Origin of the sequence: Amycolatopsis sp. NPDC006125 (assembly GCF_040614195.1) — a bacterium.
Taxonomy (GTDB): Bacteria; Actinomycetota; Actinomycetes; order Mycobacteriales; family Pseudonocardiaceae; genus Amycolatopsis_E; species Amycolatopsis_E tucumanensis.
The window spans coordinates 63303-75378 of the sequence record NZ_JBEXTZ010000021.1; the positions used below are offsets into that span (position 1 = coordinate 63303).

Consider the following 12076-nt stretch of genomic DNA (forward strand, 5'->3'; position numbering starts at 1 on the left):
AATGCTCGGGATTCTGGCCCAGCAAGGGCAAATCTCCGCCCCGGAGATCGCGTACGACGCGATCCTGCCGGTGCTGATCGTGCTCGGCGCGGCGTGCGTCAGCGTGTTGTTCGAGGCGTTCCTGCCCCGGCACATGCGGTGGCCGTCGCAGGTGCTGCTCAGCCTGACCGGTCTGGCCGCCGCCGGTGTCGCGCTGGCCGTGTACGTCAGCGGTTCGCCGGTCAAGGGCCTGACCACCCTCAGCGGCGCCGTGTCGGTGGACAAGCCCGCCCTGTTCCTGTGGGGCACGCTCCTCGCTCTCGCGCTGCCCGCGATCCTGCTGATCGCGGACCGCTCGGTCGAGCCGGGTGGCGCCTTCGTCGCGCAGGCCGCGATCCGGCCGGGCACCGTGCAGGACCGGGCCCAGGTCGGCTCGACGGGCATGCAGACCGAGGTCTTCCCGCTGGCGTTGTTCGCGCTGGGCGGGATGATGACGTTCTGCGCGGCCAACGACCTGCTCACCATGTTCATCGCGCTCGAGGTGCTGAGCCTGCCGCTGTACCTGATGTGCGGCCTGGCCCGGCGCCGGCGCCTGCTGTCGCAAGAGGCGGCGGTCAAGTACTTCCTCCTCGGGGCCTTCTCGTCGGCGTTCTTCCTCTACGGTCTGGCGCTGCTCTACGGCTACGCGGGCTCGGTCAAGCTGGCCGACATCGCGGGCGCCGCGGCCGGCTCGGACCGGTCGGACATGCTGTTGTTCGCGGGCATGGGTCTCCTCGTGGTCGGGTTGCTGTTCAAGGGTTCGGTCGGCCCGTTCCACACCTGGACGCCGGACGTCTACCAGGGCGCGCCGACCCCAGTCACCGGGTTCATGGCGGCCTGCACCAAGGTCGCCGCGTTCGGCGGCATCCTGCGGGTGCTGACCGTCGGGTTCGAGTCGACCAGCTGGGAGTGGCGCGGCGTGCTGTGGGCCGTCGCGATCATCTCCATGGCGATCGGCGCCGTGCTCGGCCTGACCCAGACCGACGTCAAGCGCATGATCGCCTACTCGTCCGTCGCGCACGCCGGCTTCCTGCTCGTCGGCACGCTCGCGATGACCGATCAGGGCCTGTCCGGGACCCTGTTCTACCTGCTGGCCTATGGCTTCACGACGCTCGCCGCGTTCGGCGTGGTCTCGCTCGTGCGTGACGCCAAGGGCGAGGCCACGCACCTGTCGGCGTGGGCCGGCCTGGCCAAGCGGTCGCCCGTGCTGGCCGGGGTGTTCACCTTCCTCCTGCTCGCTCTGGCCGGGATCCCGCTCACCAGCGGGTTCGTCGGCAAGTTCGTCGTGTTCTCGGCGGCGCTGCGGGACGGCATGGCGCCGCTGGTGGTGATCGCGCTGGTGTTCAGCGCCGTCGCGGCGTTCTTCTACCTGCGGGTGGTCGTGCTGATGTACTTCTCCAAGCCGGCTCCCGAGGGCCCGACCGTGACGGTGCCGGGCGCGTTCACCACGGCGGCGATCACGCTCGGCGTGATCATCACCCTGCTGCTCGGCGTCGCCCCCGCCTTCGCCCTCGACTGGGCAGGAGCGGGCGCCTTCGCCTTCTGACGACCGCGCCACCGGAAGTGCCCTCCGCCCGCCAGGGCGGGGGGCACTTCCGCGTGCGGGGTCAGGTCGGATCGAGCGCGCGCACCACGTCGGGATAGGCACACGCGTGCCGGTGCACGTCGCCGCACCGGCAGGGCTGCTCGCGCGCCAGCCGCATCAGCTTGCGCAGGTGCCGCTGGGCGAGCCCGCGCTCGCGCGCCTCGCCCATGACGGGCCGGAGGGCCTGGTTGCGGGTGCGGCGGCCGGGGAGGGTCTGCTCGGTCATTTCTCGAGGCTCCTTTCGGGAGGGATGTCTCGAGCATGCCCGGTGTGGCGGCGGAGTGGGAAACAGAACGGGATTCTGTGGATGGCTGAGGGCGATGTGGACAAGTCGCGCCGTTTCGCCGGTGTGGCGCCGTTTTTGTCGGTCGGGTGTGCTAGCCGACCGGCGTCGCGTGCCTGTCCGGCGGTGTCAGCGCGCGGCTGTTGCTGATCAGCTGCGTCGCGATCTCGTCCACGCAGGCCGTGAAATCCCGGCCCGCCGCGGCCTCCGAGCCCGTCACGTTGTCCAGCACCCACAACCGCCACGCGCCGACCAGCCGGGCGAACGTGTCGCTGCCGTGCCCGGTGAACGTGAAGTGCCCGTCGGCCTCGGCGAGCTGCCCGGCCGCCACCAGCTGCCGCGCGGTGGGTTCGAAGATGCCCGCCGGAACACCTGTCTGCACGGCGATTTCCTGCAGGGTGGCGTCGCCGTCGTCGACGCTGTTGCGGTAGATCTGCGCGATCAGCCACGCCTGCGCGTAGCTCAGCGGCACGCCGGAGCGGGCCAGGATCTCCGGCCCCGGATCGGTCTTCTGCTTCGACCACACCGTCGCCACGACCTTCTCCAGCTCCTGCCGCGAATCCCCGGAGCCCGGCACCGCGAAGCCCTCGCCGACCCCGCTGTTGCCCGACGCCAGCGCCTTCGACGTGTCCCGCAGCGGAACCTCCTTGAGGAACAACGCGACCACCAGCGCGAGCAACCCGATCGGCGAGGCGATCAGGAACATCGTCCCGATGGCGTCCACATAGGACTCCGTGGACGGCTGCGGTGGCAGGTTGTTCGCGTAGATGGAGCCGAACACCGCGACCCCGAAGGAACTCCCCAGTGTGCGCAGGAAACTCACGCCGGACGTCGCCACCCCGAGGTCGGCGTAGTCCGCGGTGTTCTGCACGACGATCGTGGGCACCTGCATGGTGCAGCCGAGCCCGAGGCCCAGCACGACCATGTACGCCGAGGTGACCCAGAAGCTCGTGGTGGCATCCAGGTGCGACAGCAGGTACAGGCCCAGCGCCAGCACGAGCGAACCGGCGATCGGGAAGGCCCGGTACCGCCCGGTGCGGCTGATCACCATGCCGCTGACCAGCGAGGTGATCATGATCCCGACCACCAGCGGCAGCATGCGCAGCCCGGACTCGGTCGCGCTCGCGCCCTGCACGCGCTGCAGGTACGTCGGCAGGTAGGTGATGCCGCCGAGCATCGCGAACCCGACGACGAAGCTCAGGATGCCCGCCACCGAGAACACCCGGCCGCGGAACAGCCGCATCGGCAGCATCGGCTCCGCGGCCCGCAGCTCGACCAGCACGAACGCCACCAGCAGCACGACCGAGCCGACGGCCATCGTGATGATCACCGGCGACGCCCAGGGGTACTCGGTGCCGCCCCAGCTGGTCACCAGGGTCAGCCCGGTCGAGGCGAGCGCGATGAGGACGATGCCGAGGTAGTCGATGCGGGGTTTAACCGCCGCCTTGACCGTGGGCAGCGCGAACACCGCCACGAGGACCACCAGCACCCCGAGCGGCACGTTCACGTAGAACGCCCACCGCCAGCTCAGGTGGTCCACGAACAGGCCGCCGAGCAGCGGACCGGCCACCGTCGAGACGCCGAACACCGCACCGATCGCGCCCTGGTACTTGCCGCGTTCGCGCAGCGGCACGACGTCGGCGATGACCGCGGCCGAGGTCACCATCAACCCGCCCGCGCCGAGGCCCTGGAGCGCGCGGAACGCGACGAGCATGGCCATCGAGTCGGCCCACCCGCACAGGAACGACCCGGCGAGGAACAGGACCACGCTGGCCAGGAACGCCCGCTTGCGCCCGTACAGGTCGCCGAACTTGCCGATCAGCACCGTCATGATCGTCTCGGCGAGCAGGTACGACGTGACCACCCACGACAGGTGGTTCGCGCCGCCGAGGTCCGCCACGATGGTGGGCAGGGCGGTGGACACGATCGTCTGGTCCAGCGCCGCAAGCAGCATCCCGAGCATGATCGCCGCGACGATGGTGTTCTGCGCCCTCCTGCTGGTCACCTCGCGAACGTTAGTGCTGGTCAGAAGGGCCTGCGGGGCAGCTCACCCGATGGTGTGGGCACCCGTTGTCACGCGCATCACCAGGGTGGTTCGCAGAGGGCCCACGAACACCCCGGGTGCAGCCATTACGCTGGTGAGGACCGGTCAGTGAAGTGCGGAGAGGGCGGACAACGTGTCAGTGCGGCACCGGGGTAGCACGATCGAGGAGCTGCGCGGGAGCGTGGGCCTGCGGATCGCCGACGAGCAGCTGCTGCGCACGCTGGCCGCTGGACTGGACGACGTCGAGAAGCTGCTGCGCGACACCGCGCGCAGCGAGGTGCAGGCCGTCCACGACGCCGCGTCGCACCTGGTCGAGGCGGGTGGCAAACGTTTTCGCCCGCTGATGACCCTGCTGGCGGGTGAGTTCGGCGAGGGCAACCACTCCGACGTCGTGATCGCCGCGGCGGCCGTCGAGCTGGTCCACCTGGCCACGCTGTACCACGACGACGTGATGGACGAGGCGACGATGCGGCGCGGCGCGCCCAGCGTCAACGCCCGCTGGACCAACAGCATCGCGATCCTCACCGGCGACTTCCTGTTCGCGCACGCCTCCCGGCTGGTGTCCGACCTGGGCACCGACGCCGCCCGCATCCTCGCCGAGACGTTCAGCGAACTGGTCACCGGTCAGATGCGGGAGACCGTCGGGCCGGGCGAGGGTGAGGACCCGGTCGACCACTACCTCACCGTCATCGCGCAGAAGACCGGCTCGCTGATCGCCACCTCAGGCCGGTTCGGCGCGATGGTCTCCGGCGCCAAGCCGGACGCGATCCGGGCGATGCAGCGGTTCGGCGAGATCATCGGCACCGCGTTCCAGATCTCCGACGACATCATCGACATCGCCTCGCCGTCGCACGAGTCCGGCAAGACGCCGGGCACCGACCTGCGGGAAGGCGTGCGCACGCTGCCGATGCTGTACGCGCTGGCCGACCCGGACACCGACCCGCGGCTGGTCGAGCTGCTGGCGGGCCCGATCACCGACGACGAGCTGGTCGAGGAGGCCCTGACCCTGCTGCGGGCGTCCACCGGGCTGGACCGCGCCATGGTCACCCTGTCGGACTACGCTCAGCGGGCGAGGACGGAGCTGGCCCCCCTGCCGGCCGGGCCCGCGAGGGACGCGTGCGAGTCCGTCGCGGACTACCTCGTCGCGCGGACCAGGTAGATCGCGCGTCATGCGTGAGCCGCTGCGGCGTCACTGTGAGTGGTAACCGCGCGGTAGGAAAGGAAGGGCAGCACGGATGTCCATTTTCGGACAGGTCTGGCTGTGGAGCGCGGCGGCATTCGTGGTCGGGGTGCTGCTGACCTGGTTGTTCCTGGCCCGGCCCGCTCAGGCGAGAAGCCGGCACCTGGAGCGCAGACTCCTCGCCGCGCAGAGCGCGCCCGCCGCGCAGCCGACCCGCACGATCGAGCGGGACCCGGTGTCCGCGCCGGTCGCGCGGAAGGAACCGATCGCCGCGGAGACGCCCGAGGCGGAGGAGCAGCACGCCACGCCGTCCTGGCTGGAGCGCGACAGCCTCGCCGGACGGTCACCCGGGTACCAGCCGGGCTCCGAGATCGACGACGACTCGCTGTTCGAGCCGGAGGAGCCGCAGGCCGAGGCGACGACGGTCTTCGACGCGTTCGGCCGCGAGCGGGACGACGCCGCCGAGCGGGGCGCGCTGCACGTGGGCGACGCGGGGCTCGGCCGGGAGCAGGTCGCGGGGTACGGGCGCGAAGAGGCTGAGCGCGGCGCGCTGTTCGAGCCGGCCGAGGCCGGGTACGAGCGGGAGTCGCGCCACGGGCAGGGCGATGCTGCCTACGGGCGCGAAGAGGCTGAGCGGGGCGCGCTGTTCGAGCCGGCCGAGGCCGGGTACGAGCAGGAGTCGCGCCATGGGCAGGCCGACGCCGCTGGGTATGTGGCTGAGCAGGACCAGGCCGGGGCCGAGCGGGAGCCGCGCCACGGGCAGGGCGGCCAGGTTGCTGCACAGGATGACGCCGGGGCTGGGCGGAAGCCGCGCCATGGGCAAGAGGAGCCGCCTGCCGGCCGGGGGTCGCTGTTCGAGCAGGACCAGGCTGGGCAGGCCGCGTTCGGGCAGGACCAGGCTGGGCAGGCCGCGTTCGAGCAGGAGCGGCCTGCCGGGTCGTTGTTCCAGCGGGACGAGTCGCCCGCGGAGGCGACCACGTTGTTCCAGCCGGATCCGGCCCTTCGGGGTGAGGAGCGCCAGGCGGTCCGGGGTGAGGAGCGCGGGGCGCTGTTCGGGCGGGAGCGGGCTCCGGAGCCGGAGCGCGGGTCGCTGTTCGACCCCGACCACGCGCCCGAACCGGCGCGCGCGGAGGAGTCGGCCTTCACGCCGTTCGCCGCGCCGGAGCCCGAGCCGCCGGCCTACGCGTTCGAGGACCAGCCGCAGCCCCCGGCCGAGGAGACGGCCACCGAGACCACCCAGGTCCTGCCCAAGCGGCAGCCGCGGCGGTCGGCGCACGCCTTCGACCCGCCGAAGCCGGTCCAGCCGTCCATGCGGACCGTCGAGCGGCGCGAGCCCCGGCCCGAGGAGGGCGGCCGCAGCGGCTCCCTGTTCGAGCCGACCCCGCGCACGCGCGCGGACGGTTCGGTGCCGCCGGGCCCGTTCGGCCCCGGCTCGGCGATGCCGCGGCCCGGCGGTGGGAAGCCGTCCGAGGAGTTCACGGTCAAGGCCAGCGTCACCGCGCTGCGCTACTGCACCGAGGACTCGCCGCAGTACGACCGCATGATCGCCGAGGTGTGGTTCCGCACCGCCGACGACGCCGAGCGGGTCGGATTCCGGCCGCTCTGAACCAACAAAGAAGCCCCGCACGAACGATTCGTGCGGGGCTTCTTCGTGCGGTCAGTCGACCGTCCACGTGTCCTTGCCGGTCAGCAGCGCCTGCAGGTCGGCCGGCTTCGCGGAGCGGGCCTGCTCGACCTGGGCGCGAGCCTGGTCGTCGTACGTGGGACGGGAAACCTGGCGGAAGATGCCCGTCGGCGTGTGGTTGAGGTGCTGGTCGCCGATCCGCGACAACCCGAACGCGTACGCGGTGTCCTCGATCGCCGGGTCGTGGACGATCAGCTCGGACTCGCCGACCTCCGCCACCTTGGCGATCTCGAAGCCGCCCCAGCGGTTCGGCACCACGCCGTACTCGCCCTCCGGGCCGAAGCGGATCGGCTCGCCGGCCCGCAACGGGATGATCCGGTGCGCGGCCTCGTCCTTGTCCTTGAGCACGTCGAACGCGCCGTCGTTGAAGATCGGGCAGTTCTGGTAGATCTCCACCAGCGCCGAGCCGCGGTGCTGGGCCGCCGCGGTGAGCACCTCGGTCAGGCCCTTCTTGTCGGAGTCCAGCGCCCGGCCGACGAAGGAGGCCTCCGCGCCCAGCGCCAGCGAGATCGGGTTGAACGGCGTGTCCACCGAGCCCATCGGGGTCGACTTGGTGATCGTGCCCGGGTCCGAGGTCGGCGAGTACTGGCCCTTCGTCAGGCCGTAGATCCGGTTGTTGAACAGCAGGATCTTGATGTTGACGTTGCGGCGCAACGCGTGGATCAGGTGGTTGCCGCCGATGGACAGCGCGTCGCCGTCGCCGGTGACCACCCACACCGACAGGTCCGGCCGCGTGGTCGCCAGACCGGTCGCGATCGCCGGCGCGCGGCCGTGGATCGAGTGCATCCCGTAGGTGTTGAGGTAGTACGGGAACCGCGACGAGCAGCCGATGCCGGAGACGAACACGATGTTCTCGCGCTTCAACCCGAGCGTGGGCAGGAACGACTGCACCGTGTTGAGCACGACGTAGTCCCCGCAGCCCGGGCACCAGCGCACTTCCTGGTCGGACTTGAAGTCCTTCGCCTTCTGGGTCTCGTCCGTGGTCGGCACCAGGTCCAGACCGCCCACGGTGGGCAGGCCCAAGTCGGTGGCGGTCATCGGGTCAGCGCTCCTTCGATGATGTCGGTGAAGACGTGCTGGAGTTCCTCGGCCTTGAACGGCAGGCCGGCGACCTTCGTGTAGGAGTGCACGTCCACGAGGTACTTGGCGCGCAGCAGCAGGGCGAGCTGCCCCAGGTTCATCTCCGGCACCACGACCTTGTCGTACCGGGCCAGGACCTCGCCCAGGTTCTTCGGGAACGGGTTCAGGTGCCGCAGGTGCGCCTGTGCGATTGGCATGCCCTGCTTGCGCACGCGGCGGGCCGCGGCGCCGATCGGGCCGAACGTCGAACCCCAGCCCAGCGCCAGCACCCGCGCCTCGCCGGACGGGTCGTCGACCTCCAGGTCCGGCACGTCGACGCCGTCGATCTTGGCCTGCCGCAGCCGGACCATGTGGTCGTGGTTGTCCGGGTCGTAGGAGATGTTGCCCTTGCCGTCCTGCTTCTCCAGACCACCGATGCGGTGCTCCAGACCCGGCGTGCCGGGCACGGCCCACGCGCGGGCCAGCGTCTCCGGGTCGCGCACGTACGGCCAGAACTCGCCGGACCCGTCGGCCGCGTTCGGCTCCGAGGCGAACTCCACCGACAGGTCAGGCAGGTCCTCGACGTTCGGGATCAGCCACGGCTCCGAGCCGTTGGCGTTCGCGCCGTCGGACAGGATCATCACCGGCGTCCGGTACTTCAACGCGATCCGCACCGCCTCGATGGCCGCCGCGAAGCAGTCGCCGGGGGACTGCGGCGCGATGACCGGCAGCGGCGATTCGCTGTTGCGGCCGAACATCGCCTGCAGCAGGTCGGCCTGCTCGGTCTTGGTCGGCAGACCGGTCGACGGGCCGCCGCGCTGCACGTCGATCACGACCAGCGGCAGCTCCAGCATCACGCCGAGGCCGATGGTCTCCGACTTCAGCGCCACCCCCGGCCCGGACGTCGAGGTCACGCCGAGCGCGCCGCCGTAGGAGGCGCCCAGCGCGGCGCCGATGCCGGCGATCTCGTCCTCGGCCTGGAAGGTCAGCACGCCGAAGTTCTTGTGCCGGGACAGCTCGTGCAGGATGTCCGACGCCGGCGTGATCGGGTACGTGCCCAGCAGGACCGGCAGCCCGGCGCGCTGCCCGGCGGCCACGATGCCGTACGCCAGTGCCGTGTTGCCGGTGATCTGCCGGTAGGTGCCCTTGTCCAGCTTCGCCGGCGCCACCTCGTAGGTGGTGGCGAACGATTCGGTGGTCTCGCCGTAGTTCCAGCCCGCGCGGAAGGCCAGGATGTTGGCCTCGGCGATGTCCGGCTTCTTGGCGAACTTCTCGCGCAGGAACGCCTCGGTGCCCTCGGTCGGCCGGTGGTACATCCACGACAGCAGCCCGAGCGCGAACATGTTCTTGCACCGCTCGGCGTCCTTCTTGCCGAGGCCCGTGCCCTCCAGCGCGCCCTGGGTCAGGGTCGACATGGCGACCCGGTGCACCTGGAACGCCGACAGCGTGTCGTCCTCCAGCGGGTCGCTGTCGTAGCCGACCTTGGTCAGGTTGCGCTTGGTGAACTCATCGGTGTTGACGATGATCGTGCCGCCATTGGGCACGTCACGCAGGTTCGCCTTGAGCGCGGCGGGGTTCATCACGACGAGGACGTCCGGCCGGTCGCCGGGGGTCAGGATGTCGTAGTCGGCGAAGTGCACCTGGAACGACGAGACGCCCGGGATGGTGCCCTGTGGCGCCCGGATCTCGGCGGGGAAGTTCGGCAGGGTGGCCAGGTCGTTGCCGAAGGCCGCGGCCTCCGAGGTGAAGCGGTCGCCGGTGAGCTGCATACCGTCGCCGGAGTCACCCGCGAACCGGATGACCACGCGGTCCAGCTTGGCGACTTCAGTGGGCCGGCTCGCCGACAGCACACCGTTGCCGTTCGTGCTCGTGCTCATGGGTCAGAGAATCCCTCTCTCCCGACAGGCTGCGTCCTCGTCGACACGTGGCCGGTGGGCACACTTCCGCCGATACCTCCACCTTACTTGTCGTTCTGTGACGAGAATCGGCGGTGTGATACCGGTTACCTGTAACTTACGGTAGCGTCTACTTCCGCGTGGTGATCGTGGCCTGCATCGAAGCGAGCCGTTCTGCGAAGTCGGGGGAATTCAGGGACTTCAGCTGCGGCTCGATCTCGGTGTCCACTGCGCGGGAATGCTCGGCCATGGTCGAGGTTTGCCGCATCGACAGCTTGGTCGCGAGCACGACCTCGCGCGGTGCGTTCGCCGCCGGTTCCGCCAGTTCCAATGCCGCCTCCAGCAGGTCGTCGTGGTCGCCGTCCACGGTGCGCAACACCAGCCCGGCCGCCTCCGCCGCCGCGGCGTCGAGGGACTGGCCGAACAAGGTCATCGCCCGTGCCCGCTGGATACCCACCGCGCGCTGCAACATCCAGGTGAAACCGCCGCCGGGGTGCAGGCCGAGTTCGAGGAACCGCGGGATGAACTTCGCGCGCGGGCCGGCGAGGCGGACGTCCGCGGCCAGCGCGAGGTTCAGCCCGGCGCCGACGGCCGCGCCGCCGACCGCCGCGATCGTCGGCAATGGCGACCGCGCCACCGCGAGGAAGCCCTCGTACACCGCGCGCAGGCCCTCCTCCTGCGCACTGCCCAGCGTCGTGAGGTCGGCTCCGGCGCAGAACGCGGGCGGGGTGCCGGTGACGACCAGCGCGTGCACGCCCTGGTCCTGCTCGGCTTCGGCCACGGCCTGGGCGAGGTCGGTGGAAAGCGCCAGGGTCAGCGAGTTCCGCCGCTGCGGGGCGTCGACGGTGATCACCGCGACCCTGCCGCGCCGCTCGGTCACGATGCGTTCGGTCATGCCCGCCATCATGTCGCGGGGTTGGGCGGGCGCTCAAGGAGCCGGGACAGCACGACGGTGGACACCGTGCGGTCGACGATCTCCAGCCCGCGCAGCCGCTCCAGTGCCGTTTCGAGCTGGTGGATGTCGGCGGCGCGCAGGTGCACGATGGCGTCCGCCGCACCGGTCACCGTGTAGGCGGCGACGACCTCGGGCAGCGGTTCCAGCCGCGCGCGGATGCGAGCCGGGGAGATGTTGCCGCGGCAGTGCACCTCGACGAACGCCTCGGTGCCCCGGCCCAGCGCCTCCGGGTCGACGACCGCGGTGAAGCCGCGCAGCACCCCGGTTTCCAGCAGCCGGTCCACGCGGCGTTTGACCGCCGGCGCGGACAGCCCGACGACCTTCCCGATCTCGGCGTAGCTGGCGCGCGCGTTCGTCACGAGGCACGAAACGATCTGCTGGTCGAGCGAGTTCACACGCAATGTTTAGCAGGTGGATGAGCAAGAAACAGCGATTGATTGTCCCTGAATCGAGACATACCGTGATCTCATGACGACTCGGGTTCCGACCACCCGCCGGTACCTCATGTGCCCGCCCCGGTTCTTCGCCGTCGACTACGCGATCAACCCCTGGATGGACCCGACGCGACCGGTCAGCGCCGAGCGGGCGATGACGCAGTGGCGCGAGCTGCGGGACACCTACCGCCGCCTCGGCCACACCGTCGAGGAGATCGAGCCGCAGCCGGGGCTGCCGGACATGGTCTTCGCCGCGAACTCCGGGACCGTGATCGACGGCCGGGTGCTCGGCGCCCGCTTCCGCGCCCCGCAGCGCGCCGCCGAGGCCGAGCACTTCCGCCGCTGGTTCACCGAGCACGGCTACCGCGACGTCGTCATGCCGTCCTACGTCAACGAGGCCGAGGGCGACTTCGCGTGGACCGGGCGGATGCTGCTCGCCGGCACCGGGTTCCGCACCGACCCCGCCGCGCACGCCGAAGCGCAGGAGGTGCTCGGGGTGCCGGTGTTGTCCCTGCGGCTGACCGACCCGCGCTACTACCACCTCGACACCGCGTTGTTCGTGCTGAGCGAGGCCACGGACACGACGCCGGCCCACATCGCCTACTACCCGGAGGCGTTCTCGGCCGGCTCGCGCCGCGTCCTGGCGCGCCTGTTCCCGGACGCCGTGCTCGCCACCGCGGCGGACGCGGAGTGCTTCGGTCTCAACGGCGTCTCCGACGGGCGCAACGTCGTGCTGCCGCTGGAAGCCACGGACCTCGCCGAGCGGCTCGTGGTGCGCGGCTACGAACCGGTGCTCGTCGACATCTCCGAACTGCGCAAGGCGGGCGGCGGTCCGAAGTGCTGCACGCTGGAGATCCGCAAGTAGTTCCCGTGTCTCATTTCGAGATCGGTGGGCGGAACCGGCCGCGGTGTCTGTAACAGGTCCTTCTCGTCTCCCGA

Annotated in this window: 10 protein-coding genes; 4 read left to right on the forward strand and 6 right to left on the reverse strand. The window is 70.7% G+C overall.

Going from position 1 to position 12076, the window contains the following annotated elements; translation table 11 throughout:
- The first annotated feature begins 1 nt into the window (after position 1).
- Positions 2–1564, forward strand: a complete 1563-nt coding sequence (gene nuoN / locus ABZ193_RS13540; RefSeq protein WP_020417427.1) for an NADH-quinone oxidoreductase subunit NuoN — start codon at positions 2–4, stop codon at positions 1562–1564.
- 61 nt (positions 1565–1625) lie between these two features.
- Here the strand turns inward: nuoN and ABZ193_RS13545 are convergent, their stop codons facing one another.
- Positions 1626–1829, reverse strand: coding sequence for a hypothetical protein (locus tag ABZ193_RS13545; protein WP_354710057.1), 204 nt, complete (start codon positions 1827–1829; stop codon positions 1626–1628).
- Between the two features lie 151 nt (positions 1830–1980).
- Positions 1981–3849: an MDR family MFS transporter gene (locus ABZ193_RS13550; protein WP_354710085.1), complete on the reverse strand. Its 1869-nt coding sequence runs from the start codon at positions 3847–3849 to the stop codon at positions 1981–1983.
- A gap of 220 nt (positions 3850–4069) precedes the next feature.
- Here ABZ193_RS13550 and ABZ193_RS13555 point away from each other — a divergent pair, with 220 nt between their 5' ends.
- A complete protein-coding gene (locus tag ABZ193_RS13555) occupies positions 4070–5089 on the forward strand; it encodes a polyprenyl synthetase family protein (protein WP_020417430.1) in 1020 nt (339 codons plus the stop codon).
- 76 nt (positions 5090–5165) lie between these two features.
- The gene (locus ABZ193_RS13560) at positions 5166–6716 is read left to right on the forward strand and encodes a hypothetical protein (protein WP_354710059.1); all 1551 of its coding nucleotides are present in this window, start codon (positions 5166–5168) and stop codon (positions 6714–6716) included.
- Positions 6717–6767: 51 nt separating this feature from the next.
- Here ABZ193_RS13560 and ABZ193_RS13565 read toward each other — a convergent pair whose 3' ends face one another.
- From ABZ193_RS13565 to ABZ193_RS13580, 4 genes are all read right to left on the reverse strand, one after another.
- The gene (locus ABZ193_RS13565) at positions 6768–7832 is read right to left on the reverse strand and encodes a 2-oxoacid:ferredoxin oxidoreductase subunit beta (RefSeq protein WP_237336213.1); all 1065 of its coding nucleotides are present in this window, start codon (positions 7830–7832) and stop codon (positions 6768–6770) included.
- Positions 7829–9730 carry a 2-oxoacid:acceptor oxidoreductase subunit alpha gene (locus tag ABZ193_RS13570; protein WP_237336212.1) on the reverse strand — a complete coding sequence of 634 codons (1902 nt, stop codon included), beginning with the start codon at positions 9728–9730 and terminating at the stop codon, positions 7829–7831. The genes ABZ193_RS13565 and ABZ193_RS13570 overlap by 4 nt, the downstream gene beginning before the upstream one ends.
- 148 nt (positions 9731–9878) lie before the next feature.
- Positions 9879–10643 carry an enoyl-CoA hydratase gene (locus ABZ193_RS13575; protein WP_237336211.1) on the reverse strand — a complete coding sequence of 255 codons (765 nt, stop codon included), beginning with the start codon at positions 10641–10643 and terminating at the stop codon, positions 9879–9881.
- A gap of 8 nt (positions 10644–10651) precedes the next feature.
- Positions 10652–11098 carry an Lrp/AsnC family transcriptional regulator gene (locus tag ABZ193_RS13580; protein WP_020417436.1) on the reverse strand — a complete coding sequence of 149 codons (447 nt, stop codon included), beginning with the start codon at positions 11096–11098 and terminating at the stop codon, positions 10652–10654.
- Between the two features lie 73 nt (positions 11099–11171).
- Here ABZ193_RS13580 and ddaH point away from each other — a divergent pair, with 73 nt between their 5' ends.
- Positions 11172–12002, forward strand: a complete 831-nt coding sequence (gene ddaH / locus ABZ193_RS13585; RefSeq protein ID WP_235716088.1) for a dimethylargininase — start codon at positions 11172–11174, stop codon at positions 12000–12002.
- Positions 12003–12076 lie beyond the last annotated feature (74 nt).

What these genes read in the sequence shown, in the direction of transcription:
- nuoN (WP_020417427.1), top strand. Translation starts at nt 2, where the DNA reads ATGCTCGGGATTCTGGCCCAGCAAGGGCAAATCTCCGCCCCGGAGATC.
- ABZ193_RS13545 (WP_354710057.1), bottom strand. Translation starts at nt 1,829, where the DNA reads ATGACCGAGCAGACCCTCCCCGGCCGCCGCACCCGCAACCAGGCCCTC.
- ABZ193_RS13550 (WP_354710085.1), bottom strand. Translation starts at nt 3,849, where the DNA reads ATGCTCGGGATGCTGCTTGCGGCGCTGGACCAGACGATCGTGTCCACC.
- ABZ193_RS13560 (WP_354710059.1), top strand. Translation starts at nt 5,166, where the DNA reads ATGTCCATTTTCGGACAGGTCTGGCTGTGGAGCGCGGCGGCATTCGTG.
- ABZ193_RS13565 (WP_237336213.1), bottom strand. Translation starts at nt 7,832, where the DNA reads ATGACCGCCACCGACTTGGGCCTGCCCACCGTGGGCGGTCTGGACCTG.
- ABZ193_RS13570 (WP_237336212.1), bottom strand. Translation starts at nt 9,730, where the DNA reads ATGAGCACGAGCACGAACGGCAACGGTGTGCTGTCGGCGAGCCGGCCC.
- ABZ193_RS13575 (WP_237336211.1), bottom strand. Translation starts at nt 10,643, where the DNA reads ATGACCGAACGCATCGTGACCGAGCGGCGCGGCAGGGTCGCGGTGATC.
- ddaH (WP_235716088.1), top strand. Translation starts at nt 11,172, where the DNA reads ATGACGACTCGGGTTCCGACCACCCGCCGGTACCTCATGTGCCCGCCC.